24 protein-coding genes are annotated in these 24,825 nt (G+C 63.4%); 20 read left to right on the top strand and 4 right to left on the bottom strand.

The features are described 5' to 3' along the window. On the bottom strand, positions 1–923 hold a 923-nt coding region (gltA, locus tag RJQ10_RS01080), incomplete at its 3' end, for a citrate synthase (protein WP_350142745.1). A gap of 324 nt (positions 924–1,247) precedes the next feature. Here gltA and sdhC point away from each other — a divergent pair. The 9 genes from sdhC (at position 1,248) to sucD (ending at position 12,304) form a co-directional block, all read left to right on the top strand. Further along, positions 1,248–1,622: a succinate dehydrogenase, cytochrome b556 subunit gene (sdhC, locus tag RJQ10_RS01075; protein ID WP_350142743.1), complete on the top strand. Its 375-nt coding sequence runs from the start codon at positions 1,248–1,250 to the stop codon at positions 1,620–1,622. Beyond that, complete coding sequence (gene sdhD, locus RJQ10_RS01070; protein ID WP_350142741.1) at positions 1,616–1,978, top strand: succinate dehydrogenase, hydrophobic membrane anchor protein; 363 nt, start codon at positions 1,616–1,618, stop codon at positions 1,976–1,978. The genes sdhC and sdhD overlap by 7 nt, the downstream gene beginning before the upstream one ends. 3 nt (positions 1,979–1,981) lie before the next feature. Next, positions 1,982–3,754 (top strand): succinate dehydrogenase flavoprotein subunit, encoded by a 1,773-nt coding sequence (gene sdhA / locus RJQ10_RS01065; protein ID WP_350142739.1) that lies wholly within the window; start codon positions 1,982–1,984, stop codon positions 3,752–3,754. A gap of 30 nt (positions 3,755–3,784) precedes the next feature. Further along, a complete protein-coding gene (locus RJQ10_RS01060; protein ID WP_350142737.1) occupies positions 3,785–4,489 on the top strand; it encodes a succinate dehydrogenase iron-sulfur subunit in 705 nt (234 codons plus the stop codon). Positions 4,490–4,551: 62 nt separating this feature from the next. After that, complete coding sequence (locus RJQ10_RS01055; RefSeq protein ID WP_350142747.1) at positions 4,552–7,413, top strand: 2-oxoglutarate dehydrogenase E1 component; 2,862 nt, start codon at positions 4,552–4,554, stop codon at positions 7,411–7,413. A 20-nt stretch (positions 7,414–7,433) separates the two neighbouring features. Then, complete coding sequence (gene odhB / locus RJQ10_RS01050) at positions 7,434–8,684, top strand: 2-oxoglutarate dehydrogenase complex dihydrolipoyllysine-residue succinyltransferase (RefSeq protein ID WP_350142735.1); 1,251 nt, start codon at positions 7,434–7,436, stop codon at positions 8,682–8,684. Positions 8,685–8,709: 25 nt separating this feature from the next. Further along, positions 8,710–10,149: a dihydrolipoyl dehydrogenase gene (lpdA, locus tag RJQ10_RS01045; RefSeq protein ID WP_350142733.1), complete on the top strand. Its 1,440-nt coding sequence runs from the start codon at positions 8,710–8,712 to the stop codon at positions 10,147–10,149. A 108-nt stretch (positions 10,150–10,257) separates the two neighbouring features. After that, positions 10,258–11,427: an ADP-forming succinate--CoA ligase subunit beta gene (gene sucC / locus RJQ10_RS01040; protein ID WP_350142731.1), complete on the top strand. Its 1,170-nt coding sequence runs from the start codon at positions 10,258–10,260 to the stop codon at positions 11,425–11,427. A 1-nt stretch (position 11,428) separates the two neighbouring features. Then, a complete protein-coding gene (gene sucD / locus RJQ10_RS01035; protein WP_350142729.1) occupies positions 11,429–12,304 on the top strand; it encodes a succinate--CoA ligase subunit alpha in 876 nt (291 codons plus the stop codon). 270 nt (positions 12,305–12,574) lie between these two features. On the opposite strand, the gene RJQ10_RS01030 is transcribed toward sucD, so the two are convergent. After that, complete coding sequence (locus RJQ10_RS01030; RefSeq protein ID WP_350142727.1) at positions 12,575–14,098, bottom strand: alpha/beta hydrolase domain-containing protein; 1,524 nt, start codon at positions 14,096–14,098, stop codon at positions 12,575–12,577. A 125-nt stretch (positions 14,099–14,223) separates the two neighbouring features. Here RJQ10_RS01030 and htpG point away from each other — a divergent pair, with 125 nt between their 5' ends. The 3 genes from htpG (at position 14,224) to RJQ10_RS01015 (ending at position 17,873) form a co-directional block, all read left to right on the top strand. Further along, positions 14,224–16,143 (top strand): molecular chaperone HtpG, encoded by a 1,920-nt coding sequence (gene htpG, locus RJQ10_RS01025; RefSeq protein WP_350142725.1) that lies wholly within the window; start codon positions 14,224–14,226, stop codon positions 16,141–16,143. 110 nt (positions 16,144–16,253) lie between these two features. Then, positions 16,254–17,270 carry an NAD(P)H-dependent glycerol-3-phosphate dehydrogenase gene (locus RJQ10_RS01020; RefSeq protein WP_350142723.1) on the top strand — a complete coding sequence of 339 codons (1,017 nt, stop codon included), beginning with the start codon at positions 16,254–16,256 and terminating at the stop codon, positions 17,268–17,270. Between the two features lie 69 nt (positions 17,271–17,339). Then, complete coding sequence (locus tag RJQ10_RS01015) at positions 17,340–17,873, top strand: DUF4892 domain-containing protein (protein ID WP_350142721.1); 534 nt, start codon at positions 17,340–17,342, stop codon at positions 17,871–17,873. 67 nt (positions 17,874–17,940) lie between these two features. Here the strand turns inward: RJQ10_RS01015 and folE are convergent, their stop codons facing one another. Continuing rightward, positions 17,941–18,540, bottom strand: coding sequence for a GTP cyclohydrolase I FolE (gene folE, locus RJQ10_RS01010; protein ID WP_350142719.1), 600 nt, complete (start codon positions 18,538–18,540; stop codon positions 17,941–17,943). Between the two features lie 104 nt (positions 18,541–18,644). Between folE and prmB the strand changes: the two genes are divergently transcribed. From prmB to RJQ10_RS00995, 3 genes are read left to right on the top strand one after another with little or no spacing between them, the layout of a single operon-like run. Further along, positions 18,645–19,565, top strand: a complete 921-nt coding sequence (gene prmB, locus RJQ10_RS01005) for a 50S ribosomal protein L3 N(5)-glutamine methyltransferase (protein ID WP_350142717.1) — start codon at positions 18,645–18,647, stop codon at positions 19,563–19,565. 37 nt (positions 19,566–19,602) lie between these two features. Next, positions 19,603–20,709, top strand: coding sequence for a chorismate synthase (aroC, locus tag RJQ10_RS01000; protein ID WP_350142715.1), 1,107 nt, complete (start codon positions 19,603–19,605; stop codon positions 20,707–20,709). An 8-nt stretch (positions 20,710–20,717) separates the two neighbouring features. Then, positions 20,718–20,936, top strand: a complete 219-nt coding sequence (locus RJQ10_RS00995) for a hypothetical protein (RefSeq protein WP_350142713.1) — start codon at positions 20,718–20,720, stop codon at positions 20,934–20,936. Between the two features lie 16 nt (positions 20,937–20,952). Here RJQ10_RS00995 and RJQ10_RS00990 read toward each other — a convergent pair whose 3' ends face one another. Then, the gene (locus RJQ10_RS00990; RefSeq protein WP_350142712.1) at positions 20,953–21,474 is read right to left on the bottom strand and encodes a glycine cleavage system transcriptional repressor; all 522 of its coding nucleotides are present in this window, start codon (positions 21,472–21,474) and stop codon (positions 20,953–20,955) included. Between the two features lie 71 nt (positions 21,475–21,545). Between RJQ10_RS00990 and RJQ10_RS00985 the strand changes: the two genes are divergently transcribed. From RJQ10_RS00985 to RJQ10_RS00965, 5 genes are read left to right on the top strand one after another with little or no spacing between them, the layout of a single operon-like run. Then, positions 21,546–22,343 carry a class I SAM-dependent methyltransferase gene (locus RJQ10_RS00985; protein ID WP_350142710.1) on the top strand — a complete coding sequence of 266 codons (798 nt, stop codon included), beginning with the start codon at positions 21,546–21,548 and terminating at the stop codon, positions 22,341–22,343. 3 nt (positions 22,344–22,346) lie between these two features. Next, on the top strand, positions 22,347–22,601 hold the full coding sequence (locus RJQ10_RS00980; RefSeq protein WP_350142708.1) for a YheU family protein: 255 nt from the start codon (positions 22,347–22,349) through the stop codon (positions 22,599–22,601). Beyond that, positions 22,601–22,837 (top strand): sulfurtransferase TusA, encoded by a 237-nt coding sequence (tusA, locus tag RJQ10_RS00975; protein WP_350142706.1) that lies wholly within the window; start codon positions 22,601–22,603, stop codon positions 22,835–22,837. Before RJQ10_RS00980 ends, tusA begins: the two co-directional genes overlap by 1 nt. A gap of 6 nt (positions 22,838–22,843) precedes the next feature. Further along, positions 22,844–23,422, top strand: coding sequence for an elongation factor P hydroxylase (locus RJQ10_RS00970; RefSeq protein ID WP_350142704.1), 579 nt, complete (start codon positions 22,844–22,846; stop codon positions 23,420–23,422). Beyond that, positions 23,419–24,558, top strand: coding sequence for a 4-phosphoerythronate dehydrogenase (locus RJQ10_RS00965; RefSeq protein WP_350142701.1), 1,140 nt, complete (start codon positions 23,419–23,421; stop codon positions 24,556–24,558). Before RJQ10_RS00970 ends, RJQ10_RS00965 begins: the two co-directional genes overlap by 4 nt. The last annotated feature ends 267 nt before the right edge of the window (positions 24,559–24,825 follow it).

Here is a 24,825-nt window from a genome sequence, read left to right as displayed (position 1 = left end):
CGGTGACCGAAGCCCATCAGGCGGAACGGGTCGTCCTTGTCCTTGGCCCGGGCCACGAACTCGTCAATGCGGGAGACGTCGCCGATCTCCTCCAGCATTTCCAGCACTGCTTCATTGGCTCCGCCGTGCGAGGGCCCCCAGAGCGCGGCGATGCCCGCGGCAATACAGGCGAAGGGGTTGGCGCCGGAAGATCCAGCCAGGCGTACTGTCGAGGTGGAGGCGTTTTGCTCGTGGTCGGCATGCAGCAGGAAGATGCGGTCCATGGCCTTGGCCAGTACCGGGCTGATCTTGCTGGGCTCGCAGGGGTTGCCAAACATCATGTGCAGGAAGTTCTCTGAGTAGCTCATGCGGTTGTCCGGGTACATGAACGGCTGGCCGATGGAGAACTTGTAGCTCATGGCGGCAAGCGTGGGCATTTTTGCAATCAGCCGGAATGCCGCGACCTCCCGGTGGTGCTCGTCGGAGATGTCGAGCGAATCGTGGTAGAACGCGGACAGCGCACCGACGACACCGCACATCACCGCCATGGGATGCGCGTCGCGGCGAAAGCCGTTGAAGAATGTACGGATCTGTTCATGCACCATGGTGTGGCGCTTCACCGTGCTGACAAAATTCTGCTTTTGCGCTTCGTTGGGCAGCTCTCCATAGAGCAGCAGGTAGCAGGTTTCGAGATAGTCGCTGTGCTCGGCCAGCTGGTCAATCGGGTAGCCGCGATGCAGCAGCACACCTTTGGTGCCGTCGATGAAGGTAATCTGTGACTCGCAGGCAGCTGTAGAAACGAAACCCGGATCGTAGGTGAACATGTCCCTGGCGGTCAGGCCACCGACATCGATAACATCCTGGCCGAGGGTGCCGGAGTAGACGGGAAGTTCGATGACTTCATCCAGACCGTCTACCTTCAGGGTTGCCTTTCTTTCACTCATAGGGGGTCCTGCGATGTAGTTTCGTGGGGTGCCCAACTATAGAGTCTCGGCAGCTTTTGTCAATTGATCTGGCCCTAATTGCAACCATCCTGAGGCCTTCTGAGTGCATTGTCCATAATCGGGAAGTTGGGAGATCGGCGATCTTGGCTACATTTTTTTGGTACTCGCCTCCGCTCAGGGGAGGTTTGTAATTGAACCCGCATCCTCCTATAATTCTGCGCGCTTCCCCGACGTCTCGATGCGGGAAGCAACAGTGCCAGGCCCGACCTGTGGCCGGCCCCTTTAATCGCCCCTTGTGGCGTCTGCAACGGTGGTACCTGAACTGTGAAAGACAAGCGTCCTGTGAATCTGGACATCGGCAGCATGCGGCTCCCCATAACCGCGTGGGCATCGATTACCCATCGCGCTTCCGGTGTATTCCTTTTTGTCGCCATGGCCTTCCTGGTCTGGGCTCTGGATATGAGCCTGCGCAGCCCGGAAAGTTTCGCTTCCCTGCAGTCGGCGCTGGCCAGCCCGTTGGCCAAGCTGATCCTGTGGGTGATAGCGGCGGCCCTGATCTATCACGCCCTCGCCGGGGTCAAGCACCTGGTCATGGATTTTGGCATAGGCGAGAGTTTTGAAGGCGGTGTGCTCGGTGCCCGGCTGGTGATCGTACTGTCTGTGGTACTGACGCTCCTCATGGGGGTATTGATATGGTAACTGCAGTTACGAGTTTTGGTCGCTCCGGTACTTCCGACTGGCTGGTGCAGCGGGTCAGCGGCGTTATCCTGCTGGCGTATTTCCTGTTTATCAGCTGGGTCGTCCTCACCGGGGTCGACTACACCAGCTGGAAGGACCTGTTTGCCCAGACCTGGGTCAAGGTCTTCAGCCTCATGGCGCTGTTGTCCCTGGCGGCCCATGCGTGGATCGGGTTGTGGGCGGTGGTTACCGACTACCTGACAGAGCGACTGATGGGGACCACCGGCAATGTGCTGCGCATCTCGGCCCAGCTGGTGATTGCACTGGTACTTTTCGTTTATGTGGTCTGGGGCGTACAGATCCTTTGGGGATATTGAGATATGACAGCATTGCGAACCATTTCATTTGACGGTGTCATCGTGGGTGGTGGCGGTGCGGGCATGCGTGCCGCGCTGCAGTTGGCCCAGTCCGGCTACAAGACCGCGGTAATCTCCAAGGTGTTCCCGACCCGCTCCCACACGGTTTCCGCCCAGGGTGGCATCACCTGCGCCATCGCCAGCGCCGATCCAAACGACGACTGGCGCTGGCACATGTACGATACGGTCAAGGGCTCCGACTACATTGGTGACCAGGACGCGATCGAGTACATGTGCAGCGTGGGCCCCGAGGCGGTATTCGAGCTGGAGCACATGGGCCTGCCGTTTTCCCGTACTGAAGAGGGTCGCATCTACCAGCGCCCGTTTGGCGGCCAGTCCAAGGGTCCCGACAACCCCACCCAGGCAGCCCGCACCTGTGCTGCCGCAGACCGTACCGGCCACGCCCTGCTGCATACCCTGTACCAGGGCAACCTGAAGAACCAGACGGTGTTTTTCAACGAGTGGTATGCGACTGATCTGGTGAAGAACCAGGACGGCGCAGTGGTGGGCGTTATCGCCATCTGCATGGAAACCGGTGAAACCGTCTACGTCAAAGCCAAGGCGACTGTTTTTGCCACGGGTGGGGCAGGGCGTATCTACGCCTCCACCACCAATGCCCACATCAACACCGGCGACGGTATCGGCATGGCCCTGCGGGCCGGGTTCCCGGTACAGGACATCGAGATGTGGCAGTTCCACCCCACCGGGATCTACGGTGCCGGCACGCTGGTGACCGAAGGCTGCCGCGGCGAGGGTGGCTATCTGATCAACAAGGACGGCGAGCGCTTCATGGAGCGCTACGCGCCCAATGCCAAGGATCTGGCCGGGCGCGACGTGGTTGCGCGGTCAATGATCCTGGAAATCATCGAGGGCCGCGGCTGCGGCCCCGAGGGTGACCACGTGCTGCTCAAGCTTGATCACCTGGGTGAGGAGGTGCTGGAGTCGCGCCTGCCGGGTATCTGCGAACTGTCGCGCACCTTTGCCCACGTTGATCCGGTCAAGGAGCCCATCCCCGTCGTGCCGACCTGCCACTACATGATGGGCGGCATTCCCACCAATATTCATGGCCAGGCCCTGACCGTGGATGCACAGGGTAACGACCAGGTCATCCCCGGCCTGTACGCCTGTGGCGAGGTTGCCTGTGTTTCCGTGCACGGCGCCAATCGCCTCGGCGGCAACTCGCTGCTGGACCTGGTGGTGTTTGGTCGCGCCTCCGGCCTGTTTATCGAGAACGCGCTGCGCGAGGGCATCGACATGCGCGACGCCAGCGCTTCGGATATAGAGCAGGGCATGTCCCGGCTCAACAAACTCAATGAGGCGACTGGCAGCGACAAGATTCCCGATCTGCGCAAAGAGCTGCAGTCCGTCATGCAGAACTACTTCGGTGTGTTCCGCAAGGGTGAGTTCATGCAGGAAGGCATTCGCAAATTGGCGGAGCTGCGCGGCCGTATTGAGGGCGCTGCCCTGCCGGACAAGAGCAATACCTTCAACACCGCCCGGATTGAGGCGCTGGAGTTGCACAATCTGCTGGAAGTGGCCGAAGCCACGGCGATCACTGCCGAGGCCCGCAACGAGAGCCGTGGTGCCCACGCCCGGGATGATTTCCAGGAGCGGGACGATGAAAACTGGCTGTGTCATTCCATGTACTACCCGGGCGAGAAACGGGTCGGCAAGCGCGGCGTCAACTTCAAGCCGCGGACCGTGCCTACCTTCGAGCCCAAGGCCCGTACGTATTAATCGCTGCGTAGCTACCCAGAGGTCACAACCATGTTGCAAGTAAGTATTTATCGCTACAACCCGGAAACAGACCAGCAGCCCTGGATGCAGGATTTCCAGTTTGACACCGAAGGCAAGGACTTGATGGTGCTGGACGTGCTGGAGCAGATCAAGGCGCAGGACAGCTCGGTAACCTACCGCCGCTCCTGTCGTGAGGGGGTGTGTGGCTCCGATGGTCTCAACATCAACGGCAAGAACGGCCTGGCCTGCATTACGCCGCTGTCCGAGACGGTGAAGAACAACAAGCTGGTGATTCGTCCGCTGCCTGGCCTGCCGGTGATTCGTGACCTGGTCGTGGATATGAGCCTGTTCTACGCCCAGTACGAGAAAATCCAGCCCTACCTGCAGAACAACACACCGGCACCGGCAATCGAGCGCCTGCAATCGCCCGAGGACCGAGCCAAGCTGGATGGCCTGTACGAGTGCATTCTCTGCGCCTGCTGCTCCACCAGCTGCCCCTCGTTCTGGTGGAACCCGGATCGCTTTATCGGTCCGGCGGGTCTGCTGCAGGCCTACCGCTTCCTGGCCGACAGCCGCGACACCGCGACCGACGACCGCCTGTCGCGCCTCGATGACCCTTTCAGTGTGTTTCGTTGTCATGGTATCCAGAATTGTGTCAATGTGTGCCCCAAGGGGCTGAACCCGACCCGCGCGATCGGCCACATTCGCACGATGTTGCTGACCCGGGCGACCTGAGCAAGCATACGGTGTAACCAGCCGGGTCACCGCCGGCCTGAAACCAACCCCGGAAGGGCATGATGCAAGACAGTCCAATGGAGCTCCTGCGCAGGAGCTCACATATTGCCGGTGGCAACGCCAGCTACGTGGAGGATTTGTACGAATCCTATCTCCTGGATCCAAACGGGGTTCCGGAGCAGTGGCGGGATTATTTTGACAAACTGCCCCGGGTGGATTCCCCTTCGGCGCTGATCCAGGACATTCCCCACTCCACGATCCGGGATCGCTTCGCCCAGATCAGCAAGATGCGGGTTCGCACAGAAGCCACCGTGGCTCACGACTCCCAGGCCACGGATTACGAGCGCAAGCAGGTCAAGGTGGTGCAGCTGGTCTCGGCCTACCGCCAGCGCGGCCACCAGAAGGCCAGCCTTGACCCGCTGAGCCTGCACTTGCGCGACCCGGTGCCGGACCTGGATCTGGCATTTCACCAGCTGTCCGTGGCCGACCTGGAGACCGTCTTCCAGACTGGCAGCATGTACATCGGCAAGACCGACGCGGCCCTCGGCGAGATCGTCGAGGCCCTGGAGCGCACTTACTGCCACACCATCGGCGCCGAGTTCATGCACATCGTCGATACCGAGCAGCGGCACTGGATCATGCAGCGCATGGAATCCGTGCGCTCCGCGCCCAGTTATTCCACGGATATCCGCAAGCAGCTGCTGCGGCGCCTGATCAAGGCCGAGGGGCTGGAGAAGTCCCTGGGGTCGAAATATCCGGGCACCAAGCGTTTTGGTCTGGAGGGCGGAGAGTCATTGATCCCGATGCTGGCCGAAATGGTCCAGCGCAGTGGCTCCTATGGGGCCAAGGAAATCGTGATCGGGATGGCCCACCGCGGCCGCCTCAACGTGCTGGTCAACATTTTCGGCAAGAACCCCTCGGACCTGTTTGCGGAGTTCGAGGGCCGGGCGGTCTACGACAAATCCGGTGACGTCAAGTACCACCAGGGCTTTTCCTCCAACGTGATGACCCCGGGCGGTGAAGTACACCTGGCCCTGGCGTTCAACCCGTCACACCTGGAGATCGTGTCACCGGTGGTGGAGGGCTCCGTGCGCGCCCGCCAGGATCGGCGTCAGGACCCGAAAGGCGACACGGTGGTGCCGGTGGTGATCCACGGCGATGCGGCTTTTGCCGGCCAGGGCGTGGTGATGGAAACCTTCCAGATGTCGCAGACCCGCGGTTACAAGACAGGCGGCACCCTGCACATCGTATTGAACAACCAGGTTGGCTTCACCACCAGTGAGCGCGTGGACGCGCGCTCCACCGAGTACTGCACCGATGTCGCGAAGATGGTGCAGGCGCCCATTTTCCACGTCAACGCGGATGACCCGGAGGCGGTTCACTTCGTGACCCATCTGGCAGTGGACTTCCGCAGTACCTTCAACCGCGATGTGGTCATCGACCTCATCTGCTATCGCCGCCGCGGTCACAACGAGGCGGACGAGCCTGCGGTGACGCAGCCGTTGATGTATGAGCGCATACGCAAGCAGAAGACGACCCGGGACCTCTACGCAAGCAGGCTGATCGAGCAGGGTGTCATTACCCCCGAGGACGACGAGCACCTGGTCAATGCCTATCGGGAGTCTCTCGACCGCGGCGAGCCACTGGTCAGCGGCCTGGTGTCCGAGCCCAACTCCAGCCTGTTCGTGGACTGGACTCCCTACCTGGGTCACGAGTGGACCTTGCCCTGCGATACCCGCATGGACCTGCACGCCCTGCAGACCCTGGCTCACGACACCAACCTGGCGCCGGAAAACTTTCCGCTGCAGCGCCAGGTAGCCAAGATCCTGGAAGACCGGCGGAAAATGGCAGCCGGCGCCTTGTCGCTGAACTGGGGTGCGGCCGAAACCCTCGCCTATGCCAGTCTGCTGCAAGCCGGTTATCCGGTTCGCCTGACCGGCCAGGACGTTGGCCGTGGCACCTTTTCCCATCGTCACGCGGTGCTGCACAACCAGAAAGACGCGAGTCGCTACATCCCACTGCAGCATATCAGCGACGACCAGGCGCCCTTTGTCATCTACGACTCCCTGCTGTCGGAGGAGGCGGTGCTGGCTTTCGAGTACGGCTATTCCACCACGTCGCCCACGGGCCTGGTGATCTGGGAAGCCCAGTTCGGGGACTTCGCCAACGGCGCCCAGGTGGTAATCGACCAGTTCATTACCAGTGGCGAACACAAGTGGTCGCGCCTGTGTGGCCTGACCATGCTGTTGCCACACGGGTACGAAGGCCAGGGGCCCGAGCACTCCTCCGCCCGCCTTGAACGGTTCCTGCAGTTGTGCGCGGAACACAATATTCAGGTGTGTGTGCCCACCACTCCGGCACAGATTTTCCACATGCTGCGGCGCCAGGCCATACGGCCGCTGCGCAAGCCGCTGGTGGTGATGTCGCCGAAGAGCCTGCTGCGGCACAAGGAAGCTGTGTCCTCCCTGGAGGATCTCGCCAACGGCCATTTCTACAACGTGCTGGACGAGACCGACGCAACGATCGACAAGAGCGCGGTCAAGCGCGTCATTCTCTGCAGCGGCAAGGTCTACTATGACCTGCTCGCCGCCCGGCGGGAGCGTGGACTGGAGGATGCGGCGCTGATTCGGCTCGAGCAGCTGTATCCGTTCCCGGAAGCGGAACTGCTGCAGGTCCTGGGCCAGTACCCCAACATTACCGATGCCGCCTGGTGCCAGGAGGAACCCCAGAATCAGGGTGCCTGGTACTCCAGCCAGCACCATATGCGTCGGGTGATGTTTGCGCACAAGCAGGATGTGTATCTTCGCTACGCCGGCCGCGATCCCTCAGCGGCGCCCGCTGCCGGCTACATGGCCCTGCACCTGGCGCAGCAGGAACAGTTTATCAATGATGCCCTGGCACCCGCCGGTCTCGGGCAGCTCTAGCACATTCCAAAGGAATCGAAATGGCTATTGAAATAAAGGCTCCCACGTTCCCAGAATCGGTCGCCGACGGGGAAATTGCAGCCTGGCACAAGCAGGAAGGAGAGGCGGTCGCCCGCGACGAGCTGATCGTCGAGATCGAGACTGACAAGGTGGTGATGGAAGTGGTGGCGCCGGAAGACGGCGTTATCAGCAAGATCCACGCAGCGGTGGGTGAGACAATCCAGAGCGAGCAGCTGCTGGCGTCACTGGAGCCAGGTGCAGCCGCTGCCAGCCCTGCGGCGGAGGCGCCGGCAGCGGCGGCTGCCGCGGAGCAGGACAGCCCGGCCGCCGGCGCAGCGCAGGGACTGATGGGCCCCGCCGCGCGCCAGCTGGTAGAGGAACACAAGCTTGACCCGGCGGCCATAGCGGGTACCGGCAAGGGCGGTCGCGTGACCAAGGAAGACGTGCTCGCGCACATGCAGAAAGCTCCCGCCAAGGCGCCTGTCGAAAAGGCGCCGGGCGCCGCCCCGGCTGCCTCACAGGCAACCGCGCAGGCCATGCCCCAGGTGCCTGCCGGCCCCACCGCGGAGCGGGTGGAGAAGCGCGTGCCCATGACCCGGATGCGCGCCCGTATCGCCGAACGCCTGCTGGAGGCAACCCGCGGCACCGCGATGCTGACGACCTTCAACGAGGTCAACATGGCACCGGTGATGGCGCTGCGGGAAAAATACAAGGACCAGTTCGAGAAGACCCACAACGGCACTCGTCTGGGTTTCATGGGCTTTTTCGTCAAGGCCTGCTGTGAAGCGCTCAAGCGCTTCCCGGAAGTCAACGCTTCCATCGACGGCAACGACGTGGTCTATCACGGCTATCAGGACATCGGCGTGGCAGTGTCCACACCCGGTGGCCTGGTCGTGCCGGTGTTGCGCGACGCGGACTTCATGAGTCTGGCGGATGTCGAAGCGGCGATCCGCGACCTGGGTCTGCGGGCGCGTGACAACAAGCTGACCATCGATGACATGACCGGCGGTACCTTCACCGTGACCAACGGCGGCGTGTTTGGCTCGCTGCTGTCGACTCCCATCCTCAACCCGCCGCAGACCGGCATCCTGGGGATGCACAAGATCCAGGAGCGGCCCATGGCGGTGAATGGGCAAGTGGTGGTCCTGCCGATGATGTATCTGGCGCGGTCCTATGATCATCGCCTGATCGACGGCAAGACCGCGGTGCAATTCCTGGTGGCAGTCAAGGATCTGATAGAAGATCCGGCGCGCATCCTGCTGCAACTGTAAGCTCACAACGGAATCGGGATAAGCAATGTCTGACAAATACGATGTGGTAGTAATCGGCGCCGGCCCCGGGGGTTATGTCGCAGCCATCAAGGCAGCGCAGCTGGGCCTGTCAACCGCCTGCGTGGAGCAGTGGGTAGACGGCGACGGCAAGACCCGGCTCGGTGGTACCTGTCTGAACGTGGGCTGCATCCCCTCCAAGGCGCTGCTGGACAGCAGCCAGAAGCTCACCGAGGCCCGCGACCACTTCGCCCTGCACGGCATCGGCGTCAACACGCCGACCATGGATATCGCCGCCATGATGGGCCGCAAGACCAAGATCGTCGATCAGCTCACGGGCGGTATCACCGGTTTGTTCAAGCACAATGGGGTGACCAGCATCCAGGGGCGCGGCAAGGTGCTGGCGGGCTGTAAGGTGGAGGTGACGGACAAGGATGGCAAGGTTTCGGTGGTGGAAGCGGGCAATATCATTATCGCCGCGGGTTCCGTTCCCATTGCCATTCCGCCGGCGCCGGTGGACAACGAGTTCATTGTCGATTCCACCGGCGCGCTGGAGTTCTCCGAGGTACCCAAGCGCCTGGGGGTCATCGGCGCTGGCGTGATCGGCCTGGAGCTGGGCAGCGTTTGGGCCCGTCTGGGCTCTGAGGTGGTGATGCTGGAGGCCCTCGACGAACTGCTGCCGATGATGGACGCGCAGGTAGCCAAGGAAGCCGGAAAGATATTCCGCAAGCAGGGCCTGGATATCCGCCTGAGCACCCGGGTGACCGGAGCGGAAGTGAAGGATGGCAAGGTCAAGGTGACCTTCACCAACGGTGACGGCGAACATACAGAAGTGTTTGACCGGCTCATCGTCTCGGTTGGCCGGCGGCCGCGCACGGAAGACCTGCTGGCTACCGACTGCGGGGTCACGCTCGATGAGCGCGGCTTTATTTACGTCAACGATTATTGTGCTACCGAGGCCCCCCATGTCTACGCCGTGGGCGACGTGGTGCGCGGCCCGATGCTGGCCCACAAGGGTTCGGAGGAGGGCGTCATGGTGGCCGAGCGTATCGCCGGCAAGAAGGCCCAGCTCAACTACGATTGCATTCCCTCGGTGATCTACACTCACCCGGAGGTGGCGGCGGTGGGCCGCACCGAACAGGAACTCAAGTCCGACGGTGTCGCCTACAAGGTCGGCGTGTTTCCCTTCGCGGCCAGCGGGCGCGCCCTGGCGGCGAACGATACCGACGGCCTGGTGAAGATCATCGCCGATGCCGAGACCGACCGTATCCTGGGCTGCCACATTGTGGGGCCATCGGCAGCGGACCTGGTGCAACAGGTGGTTATCGCGATGGAGTTCGGGGCCAGCTCCGAGGATCTGGCGCTTACCGTATTTGGCCATCCGACACTGTCGGAAGCCGTTCACGAAGCTGCGCTGGCAGTGCATGGCCACGCCATTCACATTGCCAATCGCAAGCCTCGAAAATAGACTTTGCCCGGTCGCGCGCGCATAAAACCAATTCTGCGCAGACGAGGCACTGGGGGGTGTGGGTGATAGAGCCCACTCCAGTACATAACGCAACACACAGGACAGAGCATGAACCTTCATGAATATCAGGGCAAACAACTGTTTGCCGAATACGGCTTGCCCGTATCCAAAGGCTACGCTGTCGATTCGCCGGAAGAGGCGGTCAAGGCGGCGGAAACCATCGGCGGTGATATGTGGGTCGTCAAGGCCCAGGTTCACGCGGGTGGCCGCGGCAAGGCCGGTGGTGTCAAGTTGGTCAAGACCACGGCTGAGGTGCGCGATTTCGCCGCCAAGTGGCTGGGCCAGAACCTGGTCACCTACCAGACCGATGAGAATGGCCAGCCGGTCAGCAAGATCCTGGTAGAGACCTGCACCGATATCGCCGAGGAGCTGTATCTGGGTGCGGTGGTGGACCGGGCGACCCGTCGTATCGTATTCATGGCGTCGACTGAAGGCGGTGTGGAGATCGAGAAGGTTGCCGAGGAGACCCCGGAGAAGATCCTGCGCGCGGTCATCGACCCGCTGGTAGGTGCCCAGCCTTACCAGGGCCGCGACCTGGCATTCAAACTCGGCCTGGAAGGCGAGCAGATCAAGCAGTTCGTGAAGATCTTCATGGGTCTGGCGCAGTTGTTCAAGGACAAGGACCTGGCGCTGATTGAAGTCAACCCGCTGGTGATCACCGAGCAGGGCAACCTGCACTGCCTGGATGCCAAGCTCGGCGTTGACGGTAATGCGATGTACCGCCAGCCGAAGCTGCGCGAAATGCATGACCCCTCCCAGGAAGACGCCCGCGAGGCGCTTGCCGCGAAATGGGAACTGAACTATGTGGCCCTCGATGGCAACATCGGCTGCATGGTCAACGGCGCCGGTCTGGCGATGGGCACCATGGACATCGTCAAGCTGCATGGCGGCGCGCCCGCCAACTTCCTGGACGTGGGCGGCGGTGCCACCAAGGAACGTGTTTCCGAGGCGTTCAAGATCATCCTGTCGGACGCCAACGTGAAAGCCGTGCTGATCAACATTTTTGGCGGCATCGTGCGCTGTGACCTGATTGCCGATGGCGTGATCGGTGCGGTGCAGGAAATCGGCGTGGAAGTGCCGGTGGTTGTTCGCCTGGAAGGCAACAACGCGGAGCTGGGGCGCAAGGTCCTGGCAGACAGTGGACTGAATATTATTGCTGCCACCAGCCTCACAGATGCTGCCCAGCAGGTCGTCAAAGCAGCCGGAGGAGTCGCCTGAAATGAGTATCCTGATTGACAAGAACACCAAGGTAATCTGCCAGGGCTTCACCGGCTCCCAGGGCACTTTCCACTCCGAACAGGCCATCGCCTACGGTACCAGGATGGTCGGCGGCGTAACCCCCGGCAAGGGCGGCCAGCAGCATCTGGGCCTGCCCGTGTTCAACACCGTGGCGGATGCGGTGGAGCAGACCGGCGCCGACGCTTCGGTGATCTATGTACCCGCGCCGTTCTGCAAGGACTCCATCCTGGAGGCCGCCAACAGCGGGGTGAAGCTGATCGTGTGCATCACCGAGGGGATCCCCACGCTGGACATGCTGGATGCCAAGGTCAAGTGCGATGAACTCGGCGTGCGCCTGATCGGCCCCAACTGCCCCGGCGTCATTACCCCCGGCGAGTGCAAGATCGGCATCATGCCCGGTCACATTCACCTGCCCGGCAAGGTCGGCATCGTCTCCCGCTCGGGCACCCTGACCTACGAAGCGGTGAAGCAGACCACGGACGCCGGTTTCGGCCAGTCCACCTGTGTCGGTATCGGCGGCGACCCGATTCCGGGTTCCAACTTCATCGACATCCTGGCGATGTTCGAGAAGGATCCGGCCACGGAAGCCATCGTCATGATCGGCGAGATCGGCGGCACTGCCGAGGAAGAGGCCGCGGCCTGGATCAAGGCCAACGTCAGCAAGCCGGTGGTATCCTATATCGCCGGTGTCACTGCGCCCAAGGGCAAGCGCATGGGTCACGCCGGCGCTATTATCTCCGGTGGCAAGGGCACGGCGGACGAGAAGTTCGCCGCGCTGGAAGATGCCGGGGTGAAAACCGTGCGCAGCCTTGCCGAAATCGGCAATGGCCTCGCCGAGGTGACAGGCTGGAAGTAAGCCTGCTACTGCTCGAATGAAGCCCGCCTTGTGCGGGCTTTTTTCTGTCCGCTGGAAATCTGTTCAAACCCACACGCTGCTTAGCGACAAGGGCACATCGCAATCCGGTCGCGGCCTCGGTTCCAGCCATTCGAGACACGCCGTGAACCCGTCCATGGAGGCTCGGATGCCTGGGCGGCCCCGCGCATCCATGTCGCATACGGTCTCGAATGGCTGGAACCAAGCCCACGACCTCTCCTTTGCGGCCAGCTCCCGGTTCGTTCTGCTGGGCTACTCGCCCGGTACCTGGGATTGCCACTGCAGGGGGGCAACGGCGCGGATGCGGGCGGCGTCATCTTCCAGCAGGAAGCCGCTGGCGACTGCTTCGTCCAGGGCGGCAGCGACGGCGGCTTCGTAGCCGGCCTGGTCGACGTAGAGCGAGGCCATTTGCGCGGCGTCGAAGAGGACGGTGGTACCAAAGAGGAAGCACAGGCGGTCTCCCTCCTGGCCCTCACCGGACAGTATCGCCACCGGTGCATCGACCCAGGGCGTCCGGATGCCACCGAGGACGTTCCCGAGGTCATCCTTGAGGAACGCGCCGCCGGCGTCATCCACTGTCAACAGGTCTCCGGTGGGCGGTGCGATGCCGTCGCGCACCCAGGTGTCCAGGGCTCGCAGGGCGGCACCGAAGACCCAGGCCATGGGGCCGGCATTGACCGGGCGGGCACAGTTCAGGAACCCGGGAATGCCGTTGGCTTCTTCAACCAGCAGGAAGCGCGGATTCTCCCCGGTGTCCTCGCGGCCGATGATGAAGGAGTAGTAGTCGCCGTGGGCGGTGCCCGCGACTTCCCACAGGCGGAAGCGGTCCGTATCCGGTTGCCGGTCATTGATGGCACCGAGCAGCAGCACGTCGGTTTCGGTCTGGAAGTTGAACACGGGCACGTTCAGGTCTTCCCGGATGCGAACGCTGTCCGGGGTGGCGATGGGTTCCAGCGGAGCCTGGGCCAGAGCCGGCGCGCCGTCGCCGCGGCTGTGTACCATGTAGCCATCGAAGGTGTTGTACAAGGGGTGCACGGCGTTGATGTAGGTGACCAGCCGGCCGGCGGACTGGGACTCACCCAGGGCGATGATGCGCTCGACATCCAGGCCCTCAAGCAGGTCAACAGTGCCGGGCTCACGCAGGGCCTGGGCAGCCTGGGAGAACATGTCGTAGGAAAAGCTGTCTCCCGGATGTTCCAGTGCTGCGTAGCGCTCGGCATTGACCGCCTTCAGGTGCAGCGGCACCACCGGGGTTTCGCTGCCCTCGATGCCAACACGCTGGGCCGAGACTCCCACCCAGACATGGCCCCGACGCAGTATTTCCACGTGACCGGAGCCGTAGGAGGGGCCGGTGTCGAAGCCGGCGGTGACGTTCAGCCACTCGACCAGGACGGTGCCGCTGAAATCGGCGGGATCCACCGGCCGGTATACCACCACCCGGGTGCGGTAGGCTGCGGTCTCGGCGGGTTCCGCTTCCCAGGCGCCGTCCGTGCCCAGCTCGCCGACGTTGCGAAACGCCGAGGCCTCGCCGGACAGGAAGTATTCGCGCTGCTGGTACCCCACCTCGGCGAGGTCGAAGGTGGTGGACAGCAGGAACAGGGTGCCGGCATCCGGTGGGTCCTCGACCTCAGGCTGGCTGATGGGCAGGAAGGTAGGTGCGACCGGTGGCGGCGGCTCGGACGCTTCCGGGGCGCGATCCTTGCCGTCGCTGCAGGCCGTGAGCAGAGCGACCGCGAGACCGAAGACAACGTTGGCGTGGTGCCGGGGTGATTTCATGACCTTGCTCCTGATTGTTATGAGACTAATATGCATTAGCTTTACTTGAAAAGCCACCGTCCCGCCCCCATCTGTCCTACTTGTGCGATATACCCTGAATACCAGCCACAACACGTGAGGACGCCATGACTGCAGATGTGAAGAAAGAAACCCTGGGCTTTCAGACAGAGGCCAGGCAGCTGCTGCACCTGATGATCCACTCCCTGTACAGCAACAAGGAAATTTTCCTGCGGGAGCTGATTTCCAATGCCTCGGATGCGATAGACAAGCTGCGCTTCGAGGCGCTGGCGGATGAGTCGCTGCTCGAGGGCCAGGGCGACTATGCCATTCAGGTCGACGTCGACAAGGACGCCAACACCATCACCATCAGCGATAACGGCATCGGCATGACGCGCGAGGAGGTGGTCGACAACCTGGGCACCATCGCCAAGTCCGGCACCGCGGCTTTCCTGCAAAACCTCACCGGTGACCAGCGCAAGGACTCCCAGCTGATCGGCCAGTTCGGCGTCGGTTTCTACTCCGCATTCATCGTTGCCGAACGGGTAGAGGTCCACACCCGCAAGGCGGGACAGCCCGGCGATACCGGCGTCCTCTGGGAATCCCACGGCGAGTCCGAGTTCTCGATTGAAATGCGGGACAAGGAGGCCCGGGGGACCAGCATTACCCTGTTTCTGAAGAAGGATTGCAGCGAATTTGCCGACGATTGGCGGGTGCGCAGCGTGATCAAGAAGTACTCCGACCATATCTCGGTGCCGGTGATGATGCTCGAGGCCGAGAAACCCGTTGCGGAAGACGCCGAGGACGGGGCCGAGGCACCCGAGCGGGAGTACAAGGCCGTCAACGAGGCCACGGCGCTGTGGACCCGTCCTCGCTCCGAGGTCAGCGACGAGGAGTACAAGGCCTTTTACCAGCATGTATCACACGATTTCGAAGAGCCCCTGAGCTGGAGCCACAACAAGGTCGAGGGCAAGCAGGAATACACCAGCCTGCTGTATATCCCCAGACGCGCGCCTTTCGACCTCTGGAACCGCGACATGGCCCGGGGCCTCAAGCTGTACGTGCAGCGCACGTTCATCATGGACGATGCCGAACAGTTCCTGCCCCTGTACCTGCGCTTCGTCAAGGGCGTGGTGGATTCCAGCGATCTGCCGCTCAACGTCTCCCGCGAAATCCTGCAACAGGACGGCGCGGTGGATGCCATGCGCGGTGCCGTTACCAAGCGCGTACTGGACATGCTGACGAAACTGGCGAAAAAGGCCGGGGATGAGTACGCCACCTTCTGGAACGAGTTTGGCCAGGTACTGAAGGAGGGTCCGGCGGAAGACTTCGCCAACAAGGAGAAGATTGCCAAACTGCTGCGCTTTTCCACTACCCATACCGACAAGGCGGAGCAGGACCAGTCGCTGGAGGACTATGTCGGCCGCATGCAGGAAGGCCAGGACAAGATCTACTACGTGGTCGCGGAAAACTTCAATACTGCGCGCAAGAGCCCGCATCTGGAAGTGTTCCGCAAGAAAGGTATCGAGGTCCTGCTGCTCAGCGAGCGGGTCGATGACTGGCTGATGAACCAGCTGCAGGAGTTCGACGGCAAAAAGCTGCAGGACGTCGCCCGCGGCGCCCTGGATCTGGAAGATGACTCGGAGGAGGGCAAGGCCGAGCAGGAAAAGCTGAGGAAGGACAGCGAGGCCCTGGTGGAGCGGCTCGCCAAGGTGCTGGAGGAAAAAGTCTCTGAAGTGCGGCCCTCGCTGCGCCTGACCGAGTCGCCGGCCTGCCTGGTGGTGGGAGACTATGACATGGGCGCGCAGATGCGGCGCATCCTTGAGGCCGCGGGGCAGCCCGTGCCCGAGAGCAAGCCTATCCTGGAGATAAATCCCGGCCACCCCCTGCTGAAAATGCTGGACAGTGAAGCCGACGAGGAGCGTTTTGCCGACCTCGCCCACATTGTGGTGGATCAGGCGACCCTGGCCGAGGGCGGCCAGCTGGATGATCCCGCCAGCTTCGTCAGCAAACTCAACGCCCTGCTGTTGCAGCTGAGCAAGGGCTGACAGCAGTCCCGGGGGCCGTGGCGCTTGCCATGGCCCTTTCCGCAATGCCAAGCTGGCGGACGGCTGCGCCAGTCGCGGCTGTTGATAATAACCGGGACAGGGGATCTTTTATGCCGCGCTCACACCGCGTTGCCGTGCTCGGCGGGGGCAGTTTCGGGACGGTGATTGCCAACCTGGTCGCCTGTAACGGGCACCGCGTCTGTCTTTGGGGGCGCAATGCCGGCACCGTGGCTGCGATCAATGCCCGGCACGAAAACGCCGAATACCTCCCGGGCTATCGTCTGGACGACAAGCTGCGTGCCACCACCGTGCTCGAGGACGCCGTGTCGGATATCGACATCCTCTGCGTGGCAGTTCCCAGCGCGTCGTTTCGCGCCATTGTACGCACGCTGGCGCCGCTGGTGGGCCCGGGCACGCTGCTGGTCAGCCTGACCAAGGGCATCGAAGCGGGCGGTTTCCAGCTGATGAGCGAGATCCTGCGGGAGGAAATGCCGCACAACCCCTGCGCCGTGCTCAGCGGGCCCAACCTTGCCGGTGAGATCGCTGCGGGGCACGTCACCGGCACCGTGGTGGCCAGCGACTCGGACGCGATCAACACAACCCTGCACGACCTCCTGCACAGCGACCGCTTTCTGGTCTATGCCTCGCGCGACATGTACGGCGTGGAGTTGGGCGGCGCGCTGAAGAACGTCTACGCCATCCTCGCCGGGCTGGGCGCAGCCCTCGCCTTTGGCGAAAATACCATAGGCATGCTGCTGACCCGGTCGCTGGCGGAGATGTCCCGTTTTGCGGTGCAGATGGGCGCCAATCCGCTGACCTTTCTCGGCCTCGCCGGTGTCGGCGACCTGTTCGTGACCTGCTCCTCGCCGCTGTCGCGGAACTATCGCATTGGTTATGCCGTCGGCAAGGGAGAGCCTCTGGAAGCTGTGTTGGCGGGTATGGACCAGGTCGCGGAGGGTATCAACACCCTGGCGCTGTTGAAGGCGGAGGCTGACCATCGCGGTGTCAGCATGCCGCTGGTCAATGGTTTGTACGGGATTCTGCACCAGCAGCGGCCGGTGTCGGAGATCTTCAGTGATATGATGTCCAGCGAGCAGGCACGGGACGTGGAGTTTGCGGTCGGCTGAAATCTTTGGCAGCTCGCTCATGAGGAGGAATCGTTGATTAACCCGGCAATTATCAGGCGTACAACCCGGTTGATACTGATCGCTGTGCTGGCGGTGGGTGGCTTCGCGCTGGCGGAAGAGGGCTATCATCCCGCTGCCCTGCTACAGCAGCTGGAACGCTACCCCCACGCTGTATCGATAGCCCGCGAGGTGACGACGGTGCGCGATCACGAGATCGGCCTCGACGCCATGCAGAAATCCATGGGCAACTGGATCTTTCGCAACAGTGAGCGGCTGGATGGCGAACTCACCCGGCAGACCTGGCAAATCATCGATGGTTTCTCCGCCCGTGAGGTGCTGCAGAGCCTGGAATCGGCTCTCGGTCTGGTGGGAGCAGAGTTGCTCTATTCCTGCGATGCACGCGCCTGTGGTCCGGGTGCCCAATGGGCCAGCCGGGTCTTCAATCAGCGTATCCTGTACGGCCGCGCAGACGAGCAGCGCTACCGCGTGTACGCGGTTGTCAGCGGGGCAGGGACGTTCCGTGTGGTGCTGTACAGCGGCGCCCGTACCAGCGATCGCCAGTACCTGCATGTGGACCTGCTGCAGCTGACGGAAGGCGCCTAGCGGGCTGCACCGGGGCTGCCCTGCCGCCGCTGGCCGTGTCTCGCAGGGAACAACGCGCCGGCTCCGGTTAGCGGCGCAGCTGTAGCAGGGAGAGGAACTCGTCGCGGGTTTTCTGCTCGGTGCGGAAGCTGCCCAGCATGGCAGACGTTTTCATCAGCGAGTTCTGTTTCTCCACGCCGCGCATCATCATGCACATGTGCTGGGCTTCGATGATCACGCCCACACCCTCGGCCCCGGTCACATCCATGATGGTCTGGGCGATCTGCGTGGTAAGCGACTCCTGTATCTGCAGGCGGCGGGCAAAGACGTCGACAATCCTCGCGACCTTCGACAGACCCAGTACCTTGCCGGTGGGGATGTAGGCCACATGACACTTGCCGATGAACGGCAACAGGTGATGCTCACAGAGGGAGTAAAGCTCGACGTCCTGCACCAGTACCATTTCGCTGGAGTCGGAGGGGAACAGGGCTTTGTTGACCACCTCGTCAACGGACTGCTGGTAGCCGCGGGTGAGGAATTCGAAGGCCTTGGCGGCGCGTTTCGGTGTATCCGCCAGTCCGGGACGCGACAGGTCTTCACCAATCGCTTCGATTATTTTTGCCCAGTGCTGCTCCACGCGTAGTCTCCTGAATTGCCGCCGCCCGGGTTGGGCCGGCGATAGTAGCAACCGGGCCTGGTTTAGGCAAACTGCGGGGCGAGGGCAGTAGAGTCTCGCTTTGTCGCCGCCGGGATGCTAAAAAGCGAGCTCGATTGCCGCTGGTGCCACCTGCCATGACAAATCCCCATGCACAGCTTCACTGCGCCACGACTGTCGGCGAGGCCCTGGATCAAATCGCCGCTGCGCTGGAGGCGGCGGACCTGTATTACGGGCACGGTACCGACAACCCCTGGGACGAGGCAGTGCAGCTGGTACTGGCCGTGGCGGGACTGCCCGCCGATAGTGACAACAGCGCCCTGCCGCATCCGGTTACCCGCGAGCAGGCCGCACGCATGGCCAGCCTGCTGCGGCGCCGCATAGAGCAGCGGGTGCCCCTGCCTTATCTGACCGGGAAGGCATTTTTTGCCGGCCTGCCACTGCGCTGCGACGAACGGGCCATTATCCCCCGTTCGCCCCTTGCCGAGCTGGTCCAGGTGGGCTTCCAGCCCTGGTACGCGGGTCCGGGCCCGGAGCGGATTCTGGACCTGTGCTGCGGCGGCGGCTGTATCGGGCTCGCCTGTGCCTGGCATCTGCCGGACACCCGGGTAGATCTGCTGGATCTCGATCCCGAGGCGCTGTCACTCGCTGCGGAGAACATTGCCGATCTCGGGCTGGACACCCGGGTGCGGGCTCTGCAGTCCGACCTGTTCGAGGCAGCGGCCGGGGAGCGCTACGACATCATTGTCAGCAATCCGCCCTATGTCGACGCGGACGATCTCGCGGCGATGCCGGCGGAATATCGCCACGAGCCGGCCCTGGCGCTGGGTTCCGGTGTCGACGGGCTCGATCTCACCCGGCGCCTGCTGGCGGAAGCGGAGGACTACCTGCAGCCCTGGGGGCTGCTGGTGGTGGAAGTGGGCAACAGCCAGGACGCGCTGGAGTCGGCCTACCCGAACGTGCCCTTCACCTGGCTGGAGTTCGAACACGGCGGCCACGGCGTGTTTGCCCTGAGCGCAAGGGAACTGCGGGAAAACCGGTCAAGCCTGCGTGGATAGCGTATAATGCGGCGTTTTTGGCAGAGGCCCCAGCACCATGTCAGGCAATACCATCGGCAAGCTGTTCACGGTCACCAGCTTCGGTGAAAGCCACGGCCCGGCTCTGGGCTGCATCGTCGACGGCTGCCCCCCGGGTCTGGAGTTGTCGGTAGCGGACCTGCAGCGCGACCTGGACCGGCGCAAGCCCGGGACGTCCCGTTACACCACCCAGCGTCGCGAGGCCGATGAGGTACAGATCCTGTCCGGCGTCTTCGAGGGCAGGACCACGGGCACCGCCATTGGCCTGCTGATCATGAACACCGACCAGCGTTCGAAGGATTACTCGAATATCGCCAATACCTTCCGCCCGGCTCATGCGGACTACACCTACCAGCAAAAGTACGGCTTCCGGGACTACCGCGGCGGTGGCCGCTCTTCGGCCCGGGAAACGGCGATGCGGGTTGCCGCCGGCGCCATTGCCAAGAAATTCCTGCAACAGCGCTACGGCATCCTGGTGCGCGGCTACCTGGCGCAGCTGGGGCCCATTCGGGCGCAGACGGTTGATTGGGATGCGGTGGAGCAGAACCCGTTTTTCTGTCCAGACCCGGCGCTGGTGCCGGCGATGGAAGAGTACATGGCTGCGCTGAACAAGCGTGGCGACTCCGTTGGCGCGCGTATTAACGTTGTCGCCAGCGGTGTCATGCCGGGCCTGGGAGAGCCGGTGTTTGACCGCCTCGATGCCGATATCGCCCATGCCATGATGGGCATCAATGCGGTCAAGGGGGTGGAGCTCGGGGCCGGTTTCGCGGTGGTTGAGCAGCAGGGCAGCGAACACCGGGACCTGTTGACGCCCGCGGGTTTCATCGGCAACAACGCAGGCGGTGTCCTGGGCGGTATTTCCAGCGGCCAGGACATCACCGTCAGCCTGGCGCTCAAGCCCACCTCCAGCATCCGCCAGCCCGGCGCCACCATCGACACGGCGGGTGCGGCCATGGAGATGTCCACCCACGGCCGCCACGATCCCTGTGTGGGCATTCGCGCCACCCCGATCGCCGAGGCCATGCTGGCCATCGTGCTGCTGGACCACGTGCTGCGCCATCGCGGCCAGAATATGGATGTGGTCTGCGATACGCCCGTCCTTCCCGCCTCCGCGCCCGGGCATTGAGCCGGCCTGTGACGAAAAGGCGGCGGCGCCATGTGCGCACCATTGTCCTCGGCGTGCTCGCCATGGGGGCGCTGGTGTGGGGCGCGGTGGATACCTTTGAAGTACCGGTGGAGAGGCTGTGGGCGCTGTTTCTGCAGACCCTGGCTGCAGTGGCCGTGCTGATACTCTCCGCCGCCGTGACGGCGGCGCTGTGGGTGCTGCTGCGACGCCTGTTGCGGCGTGATTAGGGCTTGCCGGCGCCCGTCAGGCGGTGCCGACATCAATCTCGAGCGTCATCTGCTCGGCAATCACATCCAGTGCGTCCTCCAGGGCGTCCATTGACGCGGACCGTGGGATTTCCGCCAGGATGTCGGCCCGGAACAGCAGCTCGCCGCTCATTGGTGCACTGCTCACCTCGCTCTCCATGTCGATCACGTTGACCTGTTCCGCCGCCAGCGCGCGGGCGATTTCCCGCACGATTCCCGGACGGTCCGGCCCCAATACAGCCAGGGTAACCCGGCGACCGTCGCCGCTGGCGGCTACCGCGGAGGCCGGTGTGACCCGGACGCTGATGCCGCTGCTGGCCAGGCCCTTGAGCGCTTGCTGCAGCTCCTCGGCGGCATCCTCCGGCAGCGAGACCAGTACCAGGCCGGCGAACTTGCCGCCAAGCTGGGACAGGCGGCTCTCGTGCCAGTTGCCGCCGCAGCGCTCAATAACGCTGGACAATTGTTCGACAAGCCCGGGGCGGTCGTCGCCGATAAAAGTTACGATAAAAGAAGTTTGCACGATCGGACTCCACATTCGCTGCCACAGCCCGTATATTACCCCGCAACCCCACGAGGCAGAAGGAAAGCACTATGAAATATGCTCTGGCACTGTTACTGGCGCTGGCAATTGTACCCGCTCACGCCGCGCTCGACTGGGACACCGCCCTTAATGGGCCCCAGCGGTCTGCGGAAAACAAGGCTCGCGATGACTGGCGGCACCCGCGCGCGACCCTGGAGTTTTTCGGCATTGAGGAAGGCATGACCGTAGTCGAGCTGTCCCCGGGTGGCGGCTGGTACACAGAGATACTGGCGCCGCTGCTGGCGGGCAACGGCAAGCTCTACGCCGCCCACTTCAGCCCCAACGCGATGGGCAGCTCCTATTTCCGCAACGCCCTGGGCGGCTTTTTGCAGAAGCTCGCGGGCAACCATGAGCTGTATGGCCCCGTGGTTGTGACGTCGCTGGCACCCCCGGCGGAAACCACTGTCGCACCCGCCGATTCGGCCGATCTGGTCGTGGCCTTCCGCAATGTACACAGCTGGATCAACATGGGCAGCCTGGACGGCACCCTGGCGGCGGCCTTTACCGCCCTCAAGCCCGGCGCTGTGCTCGGGATCGTGCAGCACCGCGCCAAGGCAGGTGATGATCCCCAGGCCATGGCCCGGAGCGGTTATATCACAGAGGCCTACGTGATTGCCGCCGCCGAGAAAGCGGGCTTCACCCTCGATGGCTCCAGCGACATCAACGCCAATCCCAAAGACACTGCGGAACATCCCCACGGTGTCTGGTCGCTGCCACCGGCCCTGCGCGGTGGTGACGAAGGCCGCGCCGGGTTCGAGGCCATTGGCGAAAGCGACCGCATGACCCTCCGGTTCCGCAAGCCGGAGTGAGGTTTGGCCAATCTGCTGGACATTCCCCTGGCCCGCCTTGCACCGGAAACCCTGGCGGGCCTGCTGGAGGAGTTCGCCAGCCGTGACGGTACCGACTACGGTGATCGCGAGCTGAGCCTGGCGGAGAAGGTCGTGCAGCTGCGCCGACAGCTGGACAGCGGTGACATGCGGCTGTTGTACGACGGCGACAGTGAAACCTGGGACCTGGTGTCCCGCGATGCTGCCCTGGCCCTGCTGGCGGGGGAGGCGCTCGACTGATGCGACTCAATGCAAACCACGAACTCGACGTTACCGGGCTGTACTGCCCCGAACCGGTGATGCTGCTGCACCGCTGTATCCGGGATGTCGCCGTGGGCGAGACCGTCTGCGTGGTCGCCACGGATCCCACCACCCTGCGAGACATTCCCCGATTCTGCAGTTTCCTCGGGCACGAATTGCTGGAGCAGGTGGACGAGGGTGGCGAAATTCTGTTCCTGCTGCGCAAGGGGGCGTGAGCTCCGGTGACTGCGCTGGCGAGCGTTCCCGCAACTGACCTGTTTTGCCCGCTGCGGGCGCAGCGGGTGTTCCAGCGCTGCTTTCTCGATGCCGAGAACACACTGCTCTGCGGCGGTGCCGAAGAACCCTTTTACGCGCCTGCGGCGAACCCCGGCGAGCCGCACCGCCTCTGGTATCGGGAGGACTTCTTCGCCAGCGCCCTGCACGAGGTGGCGCACTGGTGTATCGCCGGCCCGGCGCGGCGCCTGTTGCCGGATTTCGGCTACTGGTATGCGCCCGAGGGGCGCAACCCCGGCGAGCAGGCCGCCTTCGAGGCAGTGGAAGTAGCGCCCCAGGCCCTCGAGTGGTGCTTCGCCATCGCCTGCGGCTTTCGCTTTCAGGTCAGCACCGACAACCTGGCGGCGGAGGCGGGGGCGGCGGCGGATCACAGCGACTTCCAGGCGGCGGTGTGTCGGGAGGCGCAGCGCCGCGCCCGCCACGGTCTGCCGCAGCGCGCGCAGCGGTTCTACGCGGGCCTGCAGCGGGAATTCGGTCTCAGTAATCCGTTGACCCCTGCACTATTCACCCCGGGCGCCTTGTCTTGAGTGCGCTGCGCATCCTCGCCGACGGCAACATTCCCGCGGTAGCCGAGTATTTTGCCCAATTCGGCAGTGTTCGCACCACCGAGGGTCGTACACTCTCGGCAGCGGAGCTGGCCGAGGTGGATGTGCTGCTGGTACGCTCGGTCACCCGGGTTGACGAGGCATTGCTCCGGGACAGCCCGGTGCGCTTTGTCGGCACTGCTACGGCGGGTGTGGACCATATCGATATTGCCTGGCTGGAGGGCAGGGGGATCGGGTTTGCAGCTGCCCCAGGGGCCAACGCCAACTCGGTGGTGGAGTATGTACTCGCTGCGATTGCTGCGGTCGACGACAGCCTTGAGCGCCTGCTGGCGGGGGGCAGGGTGGGTGTCGTCGGCTATGGTCATGTGGGCAGCCTGCTGGCGCGGCGTTTGCGCGCCCTGGGGATCGCCAGCCTGCACAGGGACCCGTGGCTGGCCCCGGTCTCGCTGGCTGACCCCGCCAGCCTGGAAGAGATCCTGGCCTGCGAGGTGATTTCACTGCACCCATCCCTTGTTACCGACCAGCCCTGGCCCAGCCGCCATCTGCTCGGGCCCGAGGCGCTGGCGACCCTGGGTTGCGAGCAGCTGCTGATCAATGCCAGCCGGGGACCGGTGCTGGCCAACGACGCCCTGCTGGCGCGCCTGAGGCAGCCCAATCCACCCCGCTGTGTGCTGGACGTCTGGGAGTTCGAGCCTGCGGTACTGCAGCCACTGCTGCAACGCGTGCAGTATGGTACACCCCACATTGCCGGCTACAGTCATGACGCCAAGCTGGCGGCAACCCGCATGCTGGCGCAGGCGCTGCAGGGGTACCTGGGATTGGCGGCGGCGGGGCCGGCCCACGCCGGTGAGGCCCCTGTGCTGGAGTTGCCCCCCGCACTCACCGGTGTGGACTTGTTGCGACAGCTGTGCAGGCTGCGCTACGACCTGGCGGCGGACGACCGGCGCCTGCGCGAGGCGGTACTGGGCGCCCCCGAAACCGAGGCCCGGGTGGCCTTCGACCTGTTGCGCAGGGAGTACCCCCTGCGGCGGGAGCTGGCGGGTAGCAGGGTGCGCGTTCTAAACAGGGAACAAGTGCCGCTGGTGGAGGCGATGGGGGCAGTGGTGGTGCCAGGATAGGTGGAGCGGTTGAGACAAGATGGGGCGGTCGAGACTAGATGGAGTGGGAAACGGCCGGGGTGGCGATCCACTTCGAACACTGAAGCCTTCAGGACAGGGTTGGATTGGCAGTTGAGACTAGATGGAGCGGGAAACGGCCGGGGTGGCGATCCACTTCGAACACTGAAGCCTTTAGGGCAGGGTTGGATGGGCAGTTGAGACTAGATGGAGCGGGAAACGGCCGGGGTGGCGATCCACTTCGAACACTGAAGCCTTTAGGGCAGGGTT

Source organism: Haliea sp. (genome assembly GCF_040222615.1).
GTDB lineage: Bacteria > Pseudomonadota > Gammaproteobacteria > Pseudomonadales > Halieaceae > Haliea.
This window is presented reverse-complemented; position numbering and strand designations above follow the sequence as displayed.

Excerpts from the sequence above, each read along its gene's own strand:
- sdhD (WP_350142741.1), top strand. The coding sequence starts at position 1,616 with ATGGTAACTGCAGTTACGAGTTTTGGTCGCTCCGGTACTTCCGACTGG.
- sdhA (WP_350142739.1), top strand. The coding sequence starts at position 1,982 with ATGACAGCATTGCGAACCATTTCATTTGACGGTGTCATCGTGGGTGGT.
- RJQ10_RS01060 (WP_350142737.1), top strand. The coding sequence starts at position 3,785 with ATGTTGCAAGTAAGTATTTATCGCTACAACCCGGAAACAGACCAGCAG.
- RJQ10_RS01055 (WP_350142747.1), top strand. The coding sequence starts at position 4,552 with ATGCAAGACAGTCCAATGGAGCTCCTGCGCAGGAGCTCACATATTGCC.
- odhB (WP_350142735.1), top strand. The coding sequence starts at position 7,434 with ATGGCTATTGAAATAAAGGCTCCCACGTTCCCAGAATCGGTCGCCGAC.
- lpdA (WP_350142733.1), top strand. The coding sequence starts at position 8,710 with ATGTCTGACAAATACGATGTGGTAGTAATCGGCGCCGGCCCCGGGGGT.
- sucC (WP_350142731.1), top strand. The coding sequence starts at position 10,258 with ATGAACCTTCATGAATATCAGGGCAAACAACTGTTTGCCGAATACGGC.
- sucD (WP_350142729.1), top strand. The coding sequence starts at position 11,429 with ATGAGTATCCTGATTGACAAGAACACCAAGGTAATCTGCCAGGGCTTC.
- RJQ10_RS01030 (WP_350142727.1), bottom strand. The coding sequence starts at position 14,098 with ATGAAATCACCCCGGCACCACGCCAACGTTGTCTTCGGTCTCGCGGTC.
- htpG (WP_350142725.1), top strand. The coding sequence starts at position 14,224 with ATGACTGCAGATGTGAAGAAAGAAACCCTGGGCTTTCAGACAGAGGCC.
- RJQ10_RS01020 (WP_350142723.1), top strand. The coding sequence starts at position 16,254 with ATGCCGCGCTCACACCGCGTTGCCGTGCTCGGCGGGGGCAGTTTCGGG.
- prmB (WP_350142717.1), top strand. The coding sequence starts at position 18,645 with ATGACAAATCCCCATGCACAGCTTCACTGCGCCACGACTGTCGGCGAG.
- aroC (WP_350142715.1), top strand. The coding sequence starts at position 19,603 with ATGTCAGGCAATACCATCGGCAAGCTGTTCACGGTCACCAGCTTCGGT.
- RJQ10_RS00985 (WP_350142710.1), top strand. The coding sequence starts at position 21,546 with ATGAAATATGCTCTGGCACTGTTACTGGCGCTGGCAATTGTACCCGCT.
- tusA (WP_350142706.1), top strand. The coding sequence starts at position 22,601 with ATGCGACTCAATGCAAACCACGAACTCGACGTTACCGGGCTGTACTGC.